This is a genomic window from Microcystis aeruginosa NIES-2549 (assembly GCF_000981785.2).
GTDB lineage: Bacteria > Cyanobacteriota > Cyanobacteriia > Cyanobacteriales > Microcystaceae > Microcystis > Microcystis aeruginosa_C.
This window is the reverse complement of the sequence record NZ_CP011304.1, coordinates 1,100,315-1,118,705: the sequence shown is the minus strand read 5'-3', so window position 1 is coordinate 1,118,705 and position 18,391 is coordinate 1,100,315. Positions and strand designations below refer to the sequence as shown.

At 43.5% G+C, this 18,391-nt stretch carries 16 protein-coding genes, 1 tRNA gene and 1 other RNA gene; 8 read left to right on the top strand and 10 right to left on the bottom strand.

What is annotated here, in order from left to right; translation table 11 throughout:
- Positions 1 to 150 precede the first annotated feature (150 nt).
- On the top strand, positions 151 to 1,551 hold the full coding sequence (gene leuC / locus myaer_RS05430; protein ID WP_046661298.1) for a 3-isopropylmalate dehydratase large subunit: 1,401 nt from the start codon (positions 151 to 153) through the stop codon (positions 1,549 to 1,551).
- A 749-nt stretch (positions 1,552 to 2,300) separates the two neighbouring features.
- On the opposite strand, the gene myaer_RS05425 is transcribed toward leuC, so the two are convergent.
- Positions 2,301 to 4,739, bottom strand: a complete 2,439-nt coding sequence (locus myaer_RS05425; protein ID WP_046661297.1) for a glycosyltransferase family 39 protein — start codon at positions 4,737 to 4,739, stop codon at positions 2,301 to 2,303.
- 137 nt (positions 4,740 to 4,876) lie between these two features.
- Here myaer_RS05425 and zds point away from each other — a divergent pair, with 137 nt between their 5' ends.
- From zds to myaer_RS05395, 6 genes are all read left to right on the top strand, one after another.
- Positions 4,877 to 6,337 carry a 9,9'-di-cis-zeta-carotene desaturase gene (gene zds / locus myaer_RS05420; RefSeq protein ID WP_046661296.1) on the top strand — a complete coding sequence of 487 codons (1,461 nt, stop codon included), beginning with the start codon at positions 4,877 to 4,879 and terminating at the stop codon, positions 6,335 to 6,337.
- A 229-nt stretch (positions 6,338 to 6,566) separates the two neighbouring features.
- The gene (locus myaer_RS05415; RefSeq protein ID WP_046661295.1) at positions 6,567 to 7,262 is read left to right on the top strand and encodes an aldehyde oxygenase (deformylating); all 696 of its coding nucleotides are present in this window, start codon (positions 6,567 to 6,569) and stop codon (positions 7,260 to 7,262) included.
- A gap of 149 nt (positions 7,263 to 7,411) precedes the next feature.
- On the top strand, positions 7,412 to 8,431 hold the full coding sequence (locus tag myaer_RS05410) for a long-chain acyl-[acyl-carrier-protein] reductase (protein WP_046661294.1): 1,020 nt from the start codon (positions 7,412 to 7,414) through the stop codon (positions 8,429 to 8,431).
- Positions 8,432 to 9,368: 937 nt separating this feature from the next.
- Entirely contained in the window at positions 9,369 to 10,505 is a 1,137-nt protein-coding gene (locus tag myaer_RS05405) for a DUF58 domain-containing protein (RefSeq protein WP_046661293.1), read from the top strand.
- 86 nt (positions 10,506 to 10,591) lie between these two features.
- Positions 10,592 to 10,688, top strand: an RNA gene (ffs, locus tag myaer_RS05400) — signal recognition particle sRNA small type.
- A gap of 9 nt (positions 10,689 to 10,697) precedes the next feature.
- Complete coding sequence (locus myaer_RS05395; RefSeq protein ID WP_080949801.1) at positions 10,698 to 11,969, top strand: MFS transporter; 1,272 nt, start codon at positions 10,698 to 10,700, stop codon at positions 11,967 to 11,969.
- A gap of 37 nt (positions 11,970 to 12,006) precedes the next feature.
- On the opposite strand, the gene myaer_RS05390 is transcribed toward myaer_RS05395, so the two are convergent.
- From myaer_RS05390 to myaer_RS05375, 4 genes are all read right to left on the bottom strand, one after another.
- Positions 12,007 to 12,636, bottom strand: a complete 630-nt coding sequence (locus myaer_RS05390) for a DUF3782 domain-containing protein (RefSeq protein ID WP_046661292.1) — start codon at positions 12,634 to 12,636, stop codon at positions 12,007 to 12,009.
- A 113-nt stretch (positions 12,637 to 12,749) separates the two neighbouring features.
- Positions 12,750 to 13,604: a formyltetrahydrofolate deformylase gene (gene purU / locus myaer_RS05385; RefSeq protein WP_046661291.1), complete on the bottom strand. Its 855-nt coding sequence runs from the start codon at positions 13,602 to 13,604 to the stop codon at positions 12,750 to 12,752.
- Positions 13,605 to 13,725: 121 nt separating this feature from the next.
- Positions 13,726 to 14,301, bottom strand: a complete 576-nt coding sequence (locus tag myaer_RS05380) for a (2Fe-2S) ferredoxin domain-containing protein (protein ID WP_046661290.1) — start codon at positions 14,299 to 14,301, stop codon at positions 13,726 to 13,728.
- Positions 14,302 to 14,345: 44 nt separating this feature from the next.
- Complete coding sequence (locus myaer_RS05375) at positions 14,346 to 14,588, bottom strand: Asr1405/Asl0597 family protein (protein WP_046661289.1); 243 nt, start codon at positions 14,586 to 14,588, stop codon at positions 14,346 to 14,348.
- Positions 14,589 to 14,808: 220 nt separating this feature from the next.
- Here myaer_RS05375 and myaer_RS05370 point away from each other — a divergent pair, with 220 nt between their 5' ends.
- Complete coding sequence (locus tag myaer_RS05370; protein ID WP_046661288.1) at positions 14,809 to 15,648, top strand: ACT domain-containing protein; 840 nt, start codon at positions 14,809 to 14,811, stop codon at positions 15,646 to 15,648.
- 105 nt (positions 15,649 to 15,753) lie between these two features.
- Here the strand turns inward: myaer_RS05370 and myaer_RS05365 are convergent, their stop codons facing one another.
- The 5 genes from myaer_RS05365 to hisF all read right to left on the bottom strand — a co-directional run bounded on the left by myaer_RS05365 (position 15,754) and on the right by hisF (position 18,390).
- Complete coding sequence (locus myaer_RS05365) at positions 15,754 to 16,851, bottom strand: AI-2E family transporter (protein ID WP_046663611.1); 1,098 nt, start codon at positions 16,849 to 16,851, stop codon at positions 15,754 to 15,756.
- A gap of 131 nt (positions 16,852 to 16,982) precedes the next feature.
- Positions 16,983 to 17,055, bottom strand: a tRNA-Ala gene (locus myaer_RS05360).
- A 117-nt stretch (positions 17,056 to 17,172) separates the two neighbouring features.
- The gene (locus myaer_RS05355) at positions 17,173 to 17,373 is read right to left on the bottom strand and encodes a hypothetical protein (RefSeq protein ID WP_008196202.1); all 201 of its coding nucleotides are present in this window, start codon (positions 17,371 to 17,373) and stop codon (positions 17,173 to 17,175) included.
- A gap of 24 nt (positions 17,374 to 17,397) precedes the next feature.
- A complete protein-coding gene (locus tag myaer_RS05350) occupies positions 17,398 to 17,616 on the bottom strand; it encodes a hypothetical protein (protein WP_046661287.1) in 219 nt (72 codons plus the stop codon).
- A 9-nt stretch (positions 17,617 to 17,625) separates the two neighbouring features.
- Positions 17,626 to 18,390: an imidazole glycerol phosphate synthase subunit HisF gene (gene hisF, locus myaer_RS05345; protein ID WP_046661286.1), complete on the bottom strand. Its 765-nt coding sequence runs from the start codon at positions 18,388 to 18,390 to the stop codon at positions 17,626 to 17,628.
- Position 18,391: the final 1 nt, after the last annotated feature.

Below are 18,391 nucleotides of genomic sequence, written 5' to 3'. Positions count from 1 at the left end.
TGATTTCAATCAAAAACTTATGGTTTTAAGCGAGGAAAAACTGAGCTATTTACCTAATTAGCCCTACTAACCAAGAGAAAAGAAAAAATTAATATTTATCGGCTGGGGTTAGCTGATATGATTAGGGAGATGACTATCATTCCAAAGTCAATGAGCGCAAGAACATTATTCGATAAAGTCTGGGACGCACACACGGTTAAGATTCTTCCCAGTGGACAAACACAATTATTTATCGGACTGCATCTAGTCCATGAAGTCACCAGTCCCCAAGCTTTTTCGATGCTGAGAGAAAGGGGTTTAAAAGTATTATTTCCAGGACGGACTATTGCCACCGTCGATCACATCGTCCCCACCGAAAATCAGGCGCGTCCTTTCCTTGACGATTTGGCTGAGGAAATGATCCGAGCGATCGAAACTAATGTTCAAACCAATCATATTCCTTTCTACGGCATCGGTTCTGGCAATCAGGGCATAGTTCATGTGATCGCTCCTGAACAGGGCCTAACCCAACCCGGGATGACGATCGCCTGTGGTGACTCCCACACCTCCACCCACGGCGCTTTTGGGGCGATCGCTTTTGGCATCGGCACTTCCCAAGTACGCGATGTTCTTGCTACCCAAACCCTATCCCTATCGAAATTAAAAGTGCGTCGAGTGGAGGTAAACGGCGATTTAAACCCCGGTGTCTATGCTAAAGATGTAATTCTCCATATTATCCGTCAATTGGGCGTTAAAGGCGGTGTTGGTTACGCCTACGAGTACGCTGGCAGTACAATTGAACGGATGTCCATGGAAGAAAGGATGACGATTTGTAACATGGCGATCGAAGGTGGGGCCCGATGTGGTTATATCAACCCCGATCAAATCACCTACGATTACCTCAAAGGTCGTGATTTTGCGCCTAAAGACTGGGAAAGTGCGGTTAATTGGTGGGAAAGCATTAAAAGCGATGCCGATGCGGTTTATGACGATGTGGTGGTCTTTGATGCCGGCGAAATCGAACCCACAGTTACTTGGGGGATTACTCCAGGCCAAGGAATCGGGGTTAACGAAGTCATTCCCACTCCCGAAAGTTTACCGGCCAGTGAAAGAGCGATCGCAGAGGAAGCCTATCAATACATGAAACTCACCCCCGGCGCCCCGATTAAAGGCACAAAAATCGATGTCTGCTTCGTCGGTAGCTGTACTAACGGCCGGATCAGTGATCTGCGCGAAGCAGCCAAATTTGCCCAAGGTCATCATGTGGCCCCCCATGTGAAAGCTTTTATCGTCCCCGGTTCCGAAAGAGTCAAAAAACAGGCGGAAGCAGAAGGATTAGACCAAATTTTCCTAGCATCGGGCTTTGAATGGCGTGAGGCTGGCTGTTCCATGTGTTTAGCCATGAATCCCGATAAATTGCAGGGAGATCAGATCAGCGCTTCCTCCTCCAATCGCAACTTTAAAGGTCGTCAAGGTTCCGCCTCCGGGCGTACTTTGTTGATGAGTCCGGCGATGGTGGTAGCGGCAGCGATTAAAGGGGAAGTCACCGATCCCAGGGAGTTGTTACAGTAGTTGTCTCAATGGTGAGATAGGAGGCAGGAGTCAGGAGTCAGTATTCAGGAGTCAGGAGTCAGTATTCAGGAGTCAGATGTGAGTTTTCAGTTCACTGATTACTGTTTACTGGACGGCTACGCCGTGCCTTTGGCAACACTGAAAAAAGCTTCTCCCCACACCCCACACCCCACACCCCACACCCCACACCCCACACCCCACACCCCACACCCCACACCCCTCTCCCATCTCCCTTCTCTACAATAATTACTCGCAACCAGAAATACCTTGGGTTTCTATCATACTTTGTGCTTTTTGTCAAAAAAACTTTTTTTTTGCAATAAAACTACACAAAAAAAAGATCATCGTTGTGGGTGAAATTGACTGATTTACCCGTCTTAATTAGGATCACCTTCTAGGTGTGGCAAGGGTTTCAACCATTGCTGCCCAAAAAAGCACAGAATAACCCATTATGAAATTCTATCAAATCGCTGTAACTAGCATAACGTCGTTGTTAAATAAAAATCTTTCTCAATTAATTCTTAAGAATTTATAAATATTGCGGAATGTTAATTTAAATATTCTCAAGTTTTTGCAGTAAATCAATAATTTTTACTTATCTTTGTCGGAAAATAGAACTCCTGCAAAAATCCCACATCTACCATTTCAGTCCCGATGAAAAATTTTTCACCACCACAGATGAAAGAGGTTTCCTTCCCCACACCCCACACCCTACACCCCACACCCCACACCCTACACCCCACTCTATTTTAATTTGACTGCCATAATTGCCAAGCTTTAACGAGATTTCCCCCCATCAAGGCAGCCACTGCATTTAAAGTCTTAATTTCCTCACTATCGGGATTTAATTGTCTAGCTTTATCTAAGACTTTTTGGGCTGCTTGCGGTTGCCAATCGTAGAGATAAATAAAACCTTGATAAGCATAATGATAGGGATTATGGGGGTCAATTTTAATCATTTCCTCCGTGGCTTTTATTGCCCCTGCCACATCCTGTTGTAGTACCTTAGAAATTGCTAATCCGTAGGCTAAAGATAACTTATCGGGGGGATTTTGTTGCTGTAAACGATAGGAAAAAGCCTTGTCTGCTTGCAGCACATAATCCTGAATCGAATCGTATTGATTGATACGATTAGTTAACTCAAAAATTGGCTCAATACCCGTTAATCCTTGACCAATATTAGCAGACTTTAAGCGCAATTGGGTCACTAAATCTAATTGGGGCGTTGCTAACTTGGCAACTTGAGGATCGATGGTAATTTGAGCGTTAGTTTTAATCGGATAGGTTTCGCCAGTTTCCCGATTGAGATAGACAGCAGATAAGCGATAAACTCCGGGGGTTGCTGCCGACTGCATGGCGGTTTTTTCAGTGACTTCAAAACCCTTTTGTTGCTCTTCTGGAGTTAATTTTTCTGCCATTAATCTCCCCATAGCAATACCGTGATCGTGCATCCAATAATCCTTACCGTCCACTTCTTGCCAGTTTAAAATCACTATCCCTGACTTTAATTGTTGCCAGTCTCCGGCCCATTTATAAACCACGGGAATGGGTTGATTAGGAGAAGCTTTTTCGGCAATAGCAATCTCTCTTAATTCCACCCGTTTTGGCGCATTGTCAAGGGGTTTAACCGTGACGGAAGGATATATTTTTCGGTGTAGGGACAGGGTACTATCATCTGGCAGCTGCCAAGTTTTCTCCACTTGGAAATCTGGCCCGGTGGCGACTCGATTAACAATTTTTTTCTGGACATCGGGGACGGAACCCTGTTCACCAGTTTTAGTTAAAAACCAATCTAAAGAATTGACATCCTTTTCGATATCTTCTTCCCGAACTCCCACCTGTCTGCCGGCAACCTGGGAATTATGTTTACCACCGTAGAAAGAGAAGGTATGTTGATTTAATTCGGGGGTGGAAGGTAAAACCCCTAGAGTGCTGCGAAGATAGGGAGAATCGGCTAGAATCTCTTTAACTACTTCTTCGTTTTGCCAGCCGGTTTTTAAATAGGGATGGTGTTGTAATTCGGGACTGAAAACGTTAGTAATTATATCTCCCCCCAAGGGGAATAAATTTAAGCTGGTGAGGATAGCGGCAATAGTTATCGTTCCCCAACGGATACCAGGACCAAAACGACCACGCCAAGATAATAAACCAACGGATAAAATTAAGGATAAAGTCGGTAAAAGCGGCAAAATATAACGAGCATCTTTATTGATGTTGAGGGATGATAATAGGTATCCCCCCAGCAGAAAAACTCCTAACCAAATCCACACAGGACGATTAACCTTATCTTCGGTTTTTCTATGGCGTAATGAGATTAATAATCCCACCACGGGAACTAATAACAATACCCAAGAAAGAAAATAGGGTAAAACTTGGGCGTAAAATGTCCAGGCATCTGGACTGGTAAGAGGCGGATCTCCCTCCAAAATCGCCGAATCTACCGTGGCACGTTTGCCCGCGGTTAACATTAATAACCAATTCGTCCGATACCAGGGAAACATTAACAATGCTGCCGTTAAAAAACTGAGCATTAATTGCGCTAGATTGCCCCAACGTTTTCGCCGGAGATTTTCGCCCAATACCCACAAAATCGGTAAAAAGAGGAAAAATAGGGCGGTTTGTTTGACTAACATCCCTAAACCGCAAGAAATACCCACAGCGATCGCTTTTGGCCAGCCTTGTCCACTAAATCGCCACCATGTCAAGCATAAGTAAGAAAACGTTACAATTGCCGCTAAGGGAAAATCTAAGAGATATTCGAGGCGATAATAGTATAAACCGGGTAGAAATTGACAGATTAAGACCGCCCATAAAGCCACAGTCCCATTAAAGAGGATAATTCCCAATCCGTACACAGAAAAGAGCAGTAGGGCGCTATAGATAGCCATTACCCACATACCCGCGTCAAGACTAATACCAAAGAGATTAAAGAAGGGAATCGTTAAAAGATAGGTTAAAGGGGGAATTTTCGGCGACATTAGCCATAAACTGCGCCACCAATCCCCGTCAAACCAGCGCGGATTTTGGAAAGCTTGGCTATAGATAATCCCACCGTTGAGATAATCGGCCTGATCCCAAGCAGGAATAGTATGATCGAGACTAAACCAGAATCTATCGACTAATATCCCCAATATCCATATAATACTGACAATAATTAATCCCTGTCTCCCATCTAGCGATCGCTTCAAAATGACTTCTCCCTAGTGCAACTCTCAATTATTCTGCCACGCCCTCAAGCGACCCTGAAAAAATCGCCAGCGAGAAACACCAGACCGATCGGGGTAAAATAAAGATTTAGTGAAAAATTGTAACAGGAACTTGACAAATGCGAGTGGTGATCGTTGGTGCGGGATTAGCGGGAATGGCAACAGCTATCGATCTGGTCGATGCGGGCTGTACAGTAGAAATCTTAGAATCTCGTCCCTTTGTCGGGGGAAAAGTCGGTAGTTGGGTAGATGCGGACGGTAATCACATCGAGATGGGCTTGCACGTCTTTTTTGGTTGTTACTATAATCTTTTTGAGTTAATGAAAAAAGTGGGCGCTTTTCAATCCCTACTACTCAAAGAACACACCCACACTTTTATCAACGAAGGGGGAAAAATCGGCGAATTAGACTTCCGTTTCGCCGCAGGTGCGCCTTTTAACGGTTTAAAAGCCTTTTTTACCTCCTCCCAACTCTCAGCAGCCGATAAAATCTTTAATTCTCTGGCCTTAGGTACCAGTCCCATCGTCCGCGGTCTGATAGACTTCCAAGGAGCGATGAAAACGATTCGGGATCTAGACTCGATTAGTTTTGCCGATTGGTTTCGTAGCCATGGCGGTAATGACGGCAGTTTAAAAAAAATGTGGAATCCGATCGCCTATGCCTTAGGATTTATCGATACGGAAAATATCTCGGCCCGTTGTATGCTGACGATTTTCCAATTTTTTGCCGCTAAAACCGAAGCTTCCGTCCTGCGGATGTTGGAAGGTTCCCCCCACGAATACCTACATAAACCGATTATTAACTATCTGGAGGCACGGGGTGCCAAAATCTCTACCCGTCGTCAGGTGCGGGAAATTCTCTATTCTGGAGAGGGCGAAAATCTGCAAGTTAATGGCATGATCGTCGCTAACGGAGAAACCACGGAAACTATCACCGCAGATGCCTATGTTTGCGCTGGTGATGTCCCCGGTATTCAGCGTCTTATTCCCCAAGATTGGCGGAAAATGCCGATTTTTGACAATATTTTCCGACTAGAAGCCGTCCCCGTCGCTACGGTACAATTGCGTTTTGACGGTTGGGTGACGGAGTTAAATGATGCCGAAAAACGCCGACAACTGCAAAAAGCGGTGGGAATTGACAATCTTTTGTACACCCACCAAGCGGATTTTTCCTGTTTTGCAGATCTTGCTCTCACCAGTCCTAGGGATTATTATCGCCCCGGAGAAGGTTCTTTATTACAGTTGGTTTTAACCCCCGGAGACCCTTTTATTAAAGCTAAAAATGAAGATATTGCCCAGCACGTTTTAGCGCAAGTCCATCAGTTATTTCCCTCCTCCCGGGAGTTAAAGATGACTTGGTTTAGTGTGGTGAAATTGGCCCAGAGTCTCTATCGGGAAGCACCGGGGATGGATGTCTATCGTCCCTCGCAAGCGACTCCTATCCCTAACTTTTTCCTGGCTGGTAGTTATACCCAACAGGATTACATTGATAGCATGGAAGGAGCCACTTTATCGGGTAAACAGGCAGCCAGGGCCATCTTACAACAGGCCGAGCGCCAGAAATCTTTGGCCACGGTTTGAGCAAACAGCCGGCAATCTCGTCTGTTAAGAAGGGGTTGCCTCTAAACTTGTTTTCAGTGGCAAAAGATAACCGCTATAGCTAACTTGGGAAGTCAGCCTCTCAAGCCAAGCTATACAAAAAAGACCGATCGAGCTAGACTCGTAAAAAGATAACTCCATCTAGAAGGCTTACCCTAGACTGGAAAGAACGTCGGAAAAATCTCGTCAGAAATAGGAGTCAATCGAGTTTATGCCAGAGCTTGCTGTATCATCAGAGCTTGATTTCACCAGCGAAACCTATAAATCAGCCTATAGTCGCATTAATGCCATCGTTATTGAAGGCGAATACGAGGCCAATAGCAATTATATTCAATTAGCAGACATCCTCGCCGATAACAAAGAAGAGTTACACCGTCTGGCAAAAATGGAAAACCGTCACATGAAAGGTTTTCAAGCTTGCGGCCAAAATTTGCAAATCACTCCTGATATGGATTATGCCAGAGCATTCTTTTCCTCTCTGCACGAGAACTTCCAAATTGCCTACGCAGAAGGTAAAGTTGTCACCTGTTTATTAATCCAATCTTTGATTATCGAAGCTTTTGCGATCGCTGCCTATAATATTTATATTCCTGTTGCTGATCCTTTTGCGCGTAAAATTACTGAAAGCGTAGTTAAAGACGAATATTTACATCTCAATTTTGGCGAAGAATGGCTAAAAGCTAACTTTGAAACCGCTAAAGAGGAACTAGAAGCAGCAAATCGCGCTAATCTTCCCATTGTCTGGAGAATGCTCAATCAAGTCGAGGATGATGCTCGCGTCCTCGGTATGGAAAAAGAGGCCCTCGTGGAAGACTTTATGATTAGCTACGGGGAAGCTTTAAGCAATATTGGTTTCAGCACCCGTGATATCATGCGAATGTCTGCCTACGGATTAACTGCTGTCTAAAGCTTCAGCATCGAAATTTCTTTTCTTCCCCCCGGCTGCCGCTCAACACAGAGCGGCGCTTTTGTGTATTATATTTAAGAGTCTTAACGATTTCTTAGCAATATCCTAATTTTTATCTAGTGCCATCTAGTCTAACGAAAGAACAATCAATGTTTGGTCTTATAGGTCATCTTACCAGTTTAGAACACGCCCAATCGGTCGCCGACGATCTAGGTTATCCTGAATATGCTAACCAGGGATTAGATTTTTGGTGTGCTGCCCCCCCGCAAATTGTCGATGATTTTCATGTCACCAGCATCACGGGGCAAACCATCAGAGGAAAATATATCGAATCCTGTTTTTTACCAGAGATGTTGTCGAATCGTTGGGTAAAGTCTGCTATTCGTAAGGTGCTAAATGCCATGGCACTCGCTCAAAAAAGTGATATCAATATCACCGCACTCGGCGGTTTTTCTTCAATTATTTTCGAGGAGTTTAATCTCAAAGATAATCGACAGGTGCGCAATATCGAGCTAGATTTTGGCCGTTTCACCACCGGTAACACCCACACCGCTTACGTCATCTGCACTCAGGTAGAAACCCTCGCTGAAAAAATGGGCATCGATTTCGCTCAATCTACTGTCGTGGTTTGCGGGGCAACTGGAGATATCGGCAGCGCCGTTTGTCGTTGGTTAAATGAAAAAACCGATACAAAAGAACTAATCTATGTGGCACGCAATCAAGAGCGTTTACAATCTCTCCAAGAGGAGTTAGGACGCGGTAAAATTCTTCCCCTAGAGGAGGCTTTACCCCTAGCTGATATCATTGTTTGGGTGGCTAGTATGCCTAAAGGGGTGGAAATTGATCTAGATAAACTCAAGCGCCCCTGTATTATTATTGATGGTGGTTATCCGAAAAATTTAGGCATGGTGTTAAATGCCCCCGATATTTCGGTGATTAAGGGCGGCATTGTCGAGCATTCCCTCGATATTGACTGGAAAATTATGAAAATCGTTAATATGGATATTCCCTCTCGTCAAATGTTTGCCTGTTTTGCCGAGGCGATTTTATTGGAGTTGGAGGGTTGGCAAACTAATTTTTCCTGGGGACGCAATCAAATTACCGTCCCTAAAATGGAACAAATCGGCGCAGCTTCCCGCAAACACGGGTTTCAACCTTTGTTATTTTAATTCATACCCCCAACCCCCCACGGAATTAGAAGTTTCAGGCGAAAAATAATTAGAGTAAGTGCTTGACTTTGGCGGCGGCTTGGGTTATGCTTGTTTCATAATGGGATGTTTGTGTTTATCAGCAATTGCTTAGATTCCGATTATGAATAAACTCTTTTAAAAATATTATCCCAAAATCTGCCCACAAAAGCAAGCAAAATTTTGCCATCAATTGTTAAGTTTTGTTAAGAAAAAGTCCTAAGAGTGGCAAGGAAGAGAAATCCCTGAACAGATCAGTCCGATCTCCTTGATAGTTTCTCAAGGCTTTTGGGATAATTCTAGAAGTGTGGACCTGATTTTTAGCGCGTTCCCAGGTTCTACCTGAATACTACTTTAAGGCAGAGCCTTCGACTCATTGTTCGCTTACTTTTTTAAGGGAAGGGTTTTAAAATTGCTGTTACCTTTATCCTGTATGCTTTTTAGCGAATAAAGTAAGCAGAAAAGTGCCGAAAATGCGATCGCCAATTGACTCGCTCAAACCCTGATCAATTCCTTAACTTCCAAATGGTCTTTTTGTACTAATAAATATTTGAACTCTGAAAAATTAATTATGCAAGAAATCTAATAATTATTAGGAATGAGTGCTTGACTTTAGCGGCGGCTTGGGTTATGCTTGTTTCATAATGGGATGTTTGTGTTTATTTTTGACTGCTTAGATTCCGATTATGAATAAACTCTTTTAAAAATATTATCCCAAAATCTGCCCACAAAAGCAAGCAAAATTTTGCCCTCAATTGTTAAGTTTTGTTAAGAAAAATAACAGTAGTGGCAAGGGATAGAAATCTTTTGGCTGATCAGTCCGATCTCTGTGATAGTTTCTCAGGGCTTTTGGGGGAATTATAGAGATGTGGTCCTGATTTTTAGCATTCTAGCAAAGACGACAAAACCACTAAACCCGATGAAAACTTGGTTAGAAGATCGCGGTATCTTACCCGCTTACGGTGGTGGGGTAATCATTGGCATTACCCTCTGTTTTTTCGGAGCTGCGACCAATACCATGGCGGGATGGTTGTATGCTATCTGTGGCACGACGATCGCTCTTTTAATTTTATCAATAATTTTACCCCGTCGTTCCCTTCTTCCCCTAAAAGTGCGTCGTCTTGCCATTGTACCCGTGAGTGCGGGAGACGATCTTAGTATTAGCCTAGAGATAGAAAATACTAGCAATCAGCCGATAAATCTGTTAGAAGTGACAGATCTGCTGCCAATTGTCCTCAATCAGCCAAAAATAACCCCAATAGAAGCGATTGCCTCCAAAAGTTGCCATCGTTTGACCTATTATTTACCCACCAGTAAAAGGGGTATTTATCAATGGCAAGAAGTACAATTAAGAACAGCAGCCCCTCTCGGTTTATTTTGGTGTCGTCGTTGTAGTCAAGCAGCGGCTAAAGCTTTAGTTTATCCCCAAGTTTTACCCTTACAACAATGTCCCCTGATCGATTCCCTCGGTCAAGAGGTGGCACAAAAATTAGAAAATAATCGCTATTATCAAAGGGCTAGTCAAGGACTTACGCGTAACCTGAGACAATATCGCCAGGGTGATTCTACCCGTTTAATTCACTGGAAAACTAGCGCCCGTTTGGGAGAATTGCAAATTCGGGAATTAGAAGTGTTAACGGGGGGACAGGAAGTGATTATCTGTCTCGATACCCTCTGTGATTGGCAAGAAGACAGTTTTGAACAGGCGATTATTGCCGCTGCTTCCCTCTATTTTTATGCCCATCGTCGGCAATTAAATGTGAAACTCTGGACCGGTGAAACGGGTTTAATTCAGGGGGAAAGGGTCATTTTAGAAACTTTAGCGGTTATAGATGCAAAAGCTAGTCAAAAAAACGCCAATCTGCCTAATTTACCGCTAATTTGGTTGACAAGTAACCTCAATTCCATCGAACAACTCACCCCCGGCAGCCGTTGGTTATTTTTCCTCGCTGCCGATTCCAGCGAGAGTCCTTCCCTCTTCATCCGACAGTTTAGCGGATTGGCGATCGAACCAGAAACTTCTCTACAACAACAATTGCAAAAACCCCCTCGTTGAGGAAATTTCTGTTCACAGTCTAGATTGAGAGGAAATTCTCCGGAAAAAAATACCGGTATCCCCGAAAAAGATGTTATGATAGAAAAGACTCGGACTCATGCGATCGCAACGCCTTAACCTTGTCAGGACCGGAAGGTAGCAGCAATACGGGATGCTTGTGACTGGCGTGATCTCCGGGTCTTTTTGTTGCCTGTGACGGTCGCTGTTGTGAACGCTTTCAAAACTTTTCGATCGCTTACTGCCGAAACTCGTCGTCAACTACTGATCCTCTTCGTCACGGCGCTGTTTTTCTGGATAAGTATCACCACTCTCGTCCCCACTCTCCCCACCTATATTGACTCCCTAGGCGGTAGCAAACAAGATATCGGTTTTGTCATGGGGGCCTTTGCTATCGGTTTAATTTTATCGCGCAGTTGGTTAGGCAATCTAGTTGATCGCCGCAGTCGCAAATTAGTGGTTTTATTTGGAACTATTGTCGCCGCTACCGCACCCCTCGGTTATCTATTTTTTCGCGATCTTTCCTCTTTATTCGCCGTTCGCGCCTACCATGGCCTCAGTATCGCCGCTTTTACCACTGGTTACAGTACCCTAGTGGTGGATTTTTGCCCCGTTCGTCAACGGGGAGAGATAATTGGTTATATGAGCTTAACTGCACCCATAGGCATGGGAATCGGTCCAGCTTTAGGCAGTTATCTCTACGAATCGATCGGTTATGACGGTTTATTTCTAGTTTCCGCCACTTCAGGAGCGATCGCCTTTCTCCTGAGTTTCTCCATTCAAGAACCGGACTTCAAGAAAAAATTAGCCGAAATGAAGGCAGAAAATCAGACAATTGAGCGCAGTTTTTGGGCATTATGTCAAGAGCGAGCTTTTTTAGTCCCCACTTTAGTTTTTCTGCTGGTTGGCACTTTATTCGGCGGTTTAGTCGCTTTTTTACCCCTGTTTCTCCTCGAAAATCAGATCCCTTTCAGTGCCGGTCTATTCTACAGTTGTGCGGCAGTATCGGGGGTAATCGGACGGATTTTGTCGGGAGGAGCCAGTGATCGCTATGGACGGGGTTTATTCATCACTATTAGCGTTTTTTGCTATGGTTTATCCATGTTGGTTCTATCTTCTGCTCGATCTCCTTCCGATTTAATTTTAGCCGCTATTCTCGAAGGTACGGGAGGGGGGATTTTATTCCCTATGTTACTGGCTTTAATCTCTGATCGCTCTGGACCCCAAGAACGCGGCCGGGCCTATTCTATCTGTATCGGCGGTTTTGATGTGGGAACGGCCTTAGCAGGTCCAATTCTGGGGGTTTTAGCAATTTCCTACAAAACTATGTTTAGTTTATCGTCAGGATTAGCTGTTATCGCTCTCTTTCTCTTTTTTACTCTTTCTAACCCCACCATACGCCATTCTTTTCTCTTCGCTTTCGGTTTAGAAAAAGATCGTTATGCTCTGCGCGGACAAGTACAATAAAGCTTACTGAAAAAGTTTTTCCTAAAGGCAGGGTTATTTAATAGGTTTGAGGTTGAAAATTATCGGGAATATCTAATTCAAATACTTGGTCATGAATCCGAGCCACATAAAGCCCTTCTTGCAGAATTTTTTCGCGTAATTCCGGGGATAAATCAACCGCCGCTAATATGCCATAGAGTTTTTTATCTTTGTGTTCAGGAAAAAAGCGGCGAAACCGTTGCAAAATACTTTTTAATTGTGTAATAGAATCCTCTCTGGCATGACTTTTAACCTCAACGATATAAGCAGTATTTAGCTCACCATTGCTATAGGCAAGAACATCAATTTCTAGGTGTTGTCCTTCTTTACTGACTCGCACACTGGGACTGATAACTTCCATACCAAAGCGTTGTCTGAGAATCGTTTCCATTGAAGGAAGGGCAAGTCCTTCGGTAAAGCTGCCGAATTTGGCACCGAGTCCCCCAATTTGTTTGCCCAGTTCTTTGAGTTGTTTGTCAGTTTCTTTCTGTTGTTGGGCGTTTTCCTTCTGTTGTTGACTAACTTCCTTCAATAGTAGTTCAGTCTCCTTCTGTTGTTGACTGACTTCCTTGAGTTGTCGGTCAGTTTCTTTTTGAGCGGCAGTTAATTCGGCTAAGAGTCGCCATACGTCTTCTGATGTAGTTGCCATAGATGATTTTTTCTCTCTGATTTGGTCTATTACTATTTTAGTCAATTGCGCCGGTACTTCCTAATTTTTAACCTTCAATGCTCTCTTTTTTGTCAAGTACATCTTATACCATTTTAAGTGAACACTACCGTGCGATTAGCGTAAACCAAAACGCGATTTTGCAAGTGTAAACGTACCGCTCGCGCTAACACCACCCTTTCTAAATCCTTACCTTGACGAATTAAATCTGCTACGGTATCGCGATGGCTAACTCTGACCACATCCTGCTCGATAATTGGCCCCTGATCGAGATCGGCAGTGATATAATGGGCGGTAGCTCCAATAATTTTTACTCCTCGATCGTAAGCCCGTTGATAGGGATTAGCTCCCGCAAAAGCCGGTAAAAAAGAATGATGAATATTGATAATATTGGGAAAAAAGTTAATAAAATCTGGGGTGAGAACCTGCATATATTTCGCTAAAATCACTAAATCTATCCGATATTCCCGCAGTAAATCTAATTGTCTGGCTTCCTGTTCAATCTTGGTTTCGGCAGTAATAGGAAGATGATAAAAATCAATACCAAATTGATTGGCAACTGATTGTAATTGTCGATGATTGCTAATAATTAAAGGAATTTCTGCCCTAATTTCTCCCGCCTGTTGTCGCCATAATAAATCGAGGAGACAATGCTCCTGTTTTGTCACCCAAATAGCTAGACGCGGGACAGTATCGGAAAAATGTAAAGACCAACTAGCCTGCAAAGGTTTGGCAATAGCGGCGAAAGCTGGTTCGATCATCCCACGGGATAAATTAAACCCCTCTAATTGCCATTCTATCCGCATCAGAAACAATCCCGCCGAAAAATCCGTGTGTTGGTCGGCGTGGATAATATTGCCGCCATTAGCGTAGATAAAATTAGCGATTTTCGCCACCAGACCAATCTGGTCGGGACAAGAAATTAACAAGGTTGCAGTGGCAGCAGTCATAAATTATCGGTGGCAAGAATTGACTTTTTCTACCCCTAATTTATTACAATTTTAGGCACTTCGTCCCTTTGATACACAAAAAAGATCGTTTGTCAATAGTGATCGCCGATTAAATTTCTGGTTAAACTGATAGGCTATTCCCTTGCTCAGAAGTGGCAAAATGCCGCTCGATTAGGGAGGGGACATCTTGGGGAGCTACCTGATTATAATGCTTTTTATCGGGCATAACCACCAGATTCGGGCCTTTTTTGCACTGTTTTAAACAGCCGGTTAATTTAATATTCACCGCTTCTCCCAGTCCTTTTTCCTCTAAACCACTCTCTAACCTTTGGCAGACTCTCGCACCGCCATTTTTCCAACAATCGGACTTCTGACAGATTAAGACGGTGGCTTTTTGCGCTTTTACTGGGGCCACTTCTGGGGTTTTTTCCCCGGATAAATGCTCAATCCCTAGTACCCTCAGTTTTAATTTTCCCTTTTTTGAACAAAGACTACTTTCTCCCGTCACTTTTAGCCATGAGTGGAGAGCAATATTGAGAGGTATGTGGTCTCGCAGTGTTTTTTCGGGCTTAAACCAATATTCCCGTTTATCAACACTGATTCTCAGGTATTTTACCTTATATCCGTCCTTGAGGACAAAACCGAGGAATTGACCGACTACTTGAAAGGGAACCATGGTAGTTACAGATTTTGACATACTTTCTCACTTTTTACTCTCAGATTGCTAATTTTTCTCAAGGATTATACCCGCCAACAGGTTTCCAGCCAAGCGATTAAACAGCCTTGGGAAGCCTCTACCCATCGCAGGACAATCCACAGCTGTAAAAGTTGATCCTGTCCCTCGATGCGAACCGGCAAAAGCTTATGGAGCGAGCATTTACATTCAATGTCTAGGGCCTGGAGCCAGTGGTAGACCTGCCAGCGATCCCAAGCACTAATATTGAAGATTTTCTCACCTTCCGATGGCCATTTGTCTATACCCATGGGGCTTTTAATTGAGAACTATTAGCAATATAACTCTAGGCTGATGTTCTCAGTATAACCGACAACTGCAAATAATTGTCAATAACCTGAAGAAAAAAAAGTTACCCAGTAGCGGCGATCGGCTAAAATCTTGCTTGTCCGCTTTGCCGACAGGAATCGCTACCGCCTACAATTGTCAAAGGGATAAAAATGGAGATAACAAGATTTATTAACGAAAATTATGGATAAAAAAGCTCAAAAAACCGATAATTCAGCAATTCTCTATTTTGATGGTGGTTCTCGCGGCAATCCGGGGAGAGCAGCCGGTGCAGCGGTAATAGTTTTAGCCGAGGGTAATTCCTTGACTACGACTAGATATATGGAGAGGGCCACTAATAACGAGGCTGAATACACGGGATTGATTATTGGATTGGAAAAAGCCCAAGAATTAGGCTTAAAAAGCCTAGAAATTCGGGGAGACAGTCAATTAGTCATCAATCAAGTTAAGGGAGACTGGAAGGTAAAAAGCGATAGTTTACGTCCCTTTTATCAGCGTGCTTGTCAATTAGTCGCCCAATTCGATCGCATTAGCTGGCGCTGGATTGAACGAGCTAAAAATAGTTTGGCTGACGCTGCCGCTAATCATTGTATGGATGCGGCGAAAAAATCGCCAGAAAAACCGAAGGAAGGCGAAACTAACCTCAATATTCTGCTCCAATCCCTGAAACCAGTCCTAAATACCGAAGAATTCGTTTTTTCTTCCCTAACAGCCACAGGACTAGAACAGCTACAATTAACTCCTATCTGCCAATTTCAGGAAGAGGAAGGCATAACGGTGATTATTCCCCGTCAGCAAGCCGATCGCCAGAACTTACAGTACAAATATATTTATAGACAAATTACTCTTTCTGTGCATTCTAGTTTAGCGGCGGTGGGATTTTTAGCGGTGATTAGCAAGAAACTGGCCGAAGCGGCAATTAGCGTCAATGTCATTTCTGGTTATTATCACGATCATTTATTTATCCCTAGGGATAGGGTGACAGAAGCGATGGCTATTCTCGAAGAAATTAGCCGCTCATAACAGTTATCAGTTATCAGTTATCAGTTATCAGTTAGCAGTTAGCAGATGTGAGTTTTCAATTCACTCATTACTGTTTACTGTTCACTGAAAAAACAGGATTTATGATTATTTGCTCTCCTCCGAGGAATTTTTCACCGTTTCTTCTAGGAAAACTACCGGTTCTTTTTCCCGCTGCTGTGAGCGGATAATATCGATGGTACTTTTCAGCACACTAGCGATGGGAACTGCTATCAATAAACCGAGAATTCCTGCTACTTTGCCACCGATAAAAAGAGATAGAATAATCCAGACGGGATTAAGTCCGATCATACCTCCCATTAACCGAGGGGCGATGACATTATCATTAATTTGACCGACAATAATAGTCAGGGTCAAAACTTTTAACCCTAACCAAAAATCTTGAAACATCAGTAGGGTACTGATGCCAATAATGGTAAAGGCACTGGCAAAAGGAATTAATGTAGTTATACCGATCGCCACCCCGAATAATAGGGCATAATCGACCTTGAGAATCACAAAAACAAAAATTTGAGCAAGGCTGAGAATTCCCGCTAAAATGGTTTGACCGGCAAAATAAGTTTCAAAAGTTTGACGAATAATCGTTCTTAATTTGAGATTCCAGGGAGAGGGAATCCAACTTAAAATTCCCTCCCAAATTTGTTCGCCATAGAGAACCAGAAAGACGGTGAGAACTAGAACAAAGAGAATGTTTAGGATACTGTTGATAGTTCCCAGCACAAAGCTTAGTAATTGAGTGCTAAGAGTTTGTAAAACATTGGTTAGTCGTTCCGATAACTGGGTGATTGATTGCTCGATATAAATCGCATATTTCTGAGTTTTATCCCACTTTTCTAAATTTTGTATCTGTTCGGTTCCCGACTCGATCCACTGGGGCAAACTATTGATTAAACTGCTTAATTGCTCGACAATCTGGGGAATTAAAATTAAACCTAAAACAATTAAAATTAATAGGGCAATTAAAAAGACAATAGCGATCGAACCACTGCGATTAACCCCGCGTCTTTGCAGCAGTTTGATGGGAACATCTAAGACAAAAGCTAGTAAACTAGCAGTGACAAAAATACTGACTAAGGGTTCTAGATAGCTAAATAATTGGAATAATAACCAACCATTGAGAAATAAGAGCGGAAAAACTAGACTTAGCCGCAACCAACGAGGTAGTTGCTTAAAAAGCTCTATCATATAACTAATTTCGTCCTGAGATAGTATCGAGGTAAAAAGAGACTTTTCTAACCAGAAATCCTCTTTCAATCTAGCATCTCCTCGTTACTTTTCTAGTCTCAAGTAATCCCGAAACTCTTATCCTAACCCTATGGAGCTAAGCGGATTCGAACCGCTGACCCCCTCAATGCCATTGAGGTGCTCTACCAACTGAGCTATAACCCCTTGAAGACCATCTTTGAATATAGCTTAAATATAATTTTTTGTCAAGGGGTGAAGAGAAAAAAATTTGTCAGACAAAAGGCGATCGCTCATAGACAATGGTAAAACAATCGCCCCCATTTAGACAGGAGCCGGAATTTGGGTTAAATAGGTTAAACAGTGACCCATGAGGAAATAAACTACTAACATAGCCGCTGCCGCTGCTGCTACTAAGGTTCCCGCCAGCATCAAGGAAAACTCTTGCTGGTCGAACGCTTGCTGCATCAGATGCAATGACCAGGCCACAAGACCGAGGTCAAAGATGAGAATCGGAACTAACATATTTTAAATTTTGTTAACTTTCCTCTATTCTAATACATAATTTTCCCCAGGGATAATCGGACGGAAGTTAAAAACAGGGATTTTTGCCGGTTGCTCGATCGGGGCTGTCAGCCGTCGGCCGTTAGCTTTCAGTAATAGCTGTAAACCTTGCTCTTCTTGGGTTTCAGTCCGAAGAAATCGGCAGCAACTAATAACATTAACCGACTCAATCACTAGATTAAGTTCTGCTAATCTTGCCCTCATTTTCCCGGGCTAACGCACGGGTACTTGTTGATTTTGCAGATAATTTTTGACCTCAGCGATGGTTAATTGACCATAATGGAGTAAAGAAGCCAATAAAGCCGCTTCTGCCCGCCCTTCCGTCAATGCTTCGTAAATATGCTGACAATTACCCGCTCCTCCCGAAGCAATCACAGGAATCTCCACCCTTTCCGCGATCGCTTTTGTCAATTCCAGATCGTAACCCGCTTGCGTGCCGTCGGCATCCATACTGGTAACTAACAACTCACCCGCCCCGCGTTTTTCCACTTCTTGCGCCCATAATAAAGCATCAATACCCGTATTTTCGCGTCCACCCCGAACATAAACCTCCCAACCGGGGTTATGCTCATCCCTACGTCGTCTAGCATCGATTGCCACCACAATACACTGTTTCCCAAAGCGATCGCTGGCTCGATCGAGCAATTGTGGATCGCGCACGGCAGCCGAGTTAATGCTGACTTTATCGGCCCCGGCTCTTAACAAATTTTTAATATTTTCTAAGGATTGGATACCACCCCCCACGGTCAGAGGAATAAAAACCTGTTCCGCCGTGCGATAGACTACATCAATAATCGTGTCGCGATCTTCATGGGTAGCAGTAATATCAAGAAAAACCAACTCATCGGCCCCTGCCTGATTATACAAGCGGGCTAACTCCACGGGGTCGCCAGCATCCTGAAGATTGACAAAATTAACCCCTTTCACTACCCGACCTTTATTGACATCCAAACAAGGCAAAATCCGCTTCGCTAACATA

Excerpts from the sequence above, each read along its gene's own strand:
- hisF (WP_046661286.1), bottom strand. The coding sequence starts at position 18,390 with ATGTTAGCGAAGCGGATTTTGCCTTGTTTGGATGTCAATAAAGGTCGG.
- myaer_RS05355 (WP_008196202.1), bottom strand. The coding sequence starts at position 17,373 with ATGTTAGTTCCGATTCTCATCTTTGACCTCGGTCTTGTGGCCTGGTCA.
- myaer_RS05350 (WP_046661287.1), bottom strand. The coding sequence starts at position 17,616 with ATGAGGGCAAGATTAGCAGAACTTAATCTAGTGATTGAGTCGGTTAAT.
- myaer_RS05390 (WP_046661292.1), bottom strand. The coding sequence starts at position 12,636 with ATGGCAACTACATCAGAAGACGTATGGCGACTCTTAGCCGAATTAACT.
- myaer_RS05365 (WP_046663611.1), bottom strand. The coding sequence starts at position 16,851 with ATGATAGAGCTTTTTAAGCAACTACCTCGTTGGTTGCGGCTAAGTCTA.
- purU (WP_046661291.1), bottom strand. The coding sequence starts at position 13,604 with ATGACTGCTGCCACTGCAACCTTGTTAATTTCTTGTCCCGACCAGATT.
- myaer_RS05380 (WP_046661290.1), bottom strand. The coding sequence starts at position 14,301 with ATGTCAAAATCTGTAACTACCATGGTTCCCTTTCAAGTAGTCGGTCAA.
- leuC (WP_046661298.1), top strand. The coding sequence starts at position 151 with ATGAGCGCAAGAACATTATTCGATAAAGTCTGGGACGCACACACGGTT.
- myaer_RS05370 (WP_046661288.1), top strand. The coding sequence starts at position 14,809 with ATGGATAAAAAAGCTCAAAAAACCGATAATTCAGCAATTCTCTATTTT.
- myaer_RS05405 (WP_046661293.1), top strand. The coding sequence starts at position 9,369 with ATGAAAACTTGGTTAGAAGATCGCGGTATCTTACCCGCTTACGGTGGT.
- myaer_RS05375 (WP_046661289.1), bottom strand. The coding sequence starts at position 14,588 with ATGGGTATAGACAAATGGCCATCGGAAGGTGAGAAAATCTTCAATATT.
- myaer_RS05410 (WP_046661294.1), top strand. The coding sequence starts at position 7,412 with ATGTTTGGTCTTATAGGTCATCTTACCAGTTTAGAACACGCCCAATCG.
- myaer_RS05415 (WP_046661295.1), top strand. The coding sequence starts at position 6,567 with ATGCCAGAGCTTGCTGTATCATCAGAGCTTGATTTCACCAGCGAAACC.
- zds (WP_046661296.1), top strand. The coding sequence starts at position 4,877 with ATGCGAGTGGTGATCGTTGGTGCGGGATTAGCGGGAATGGCAACAGCT.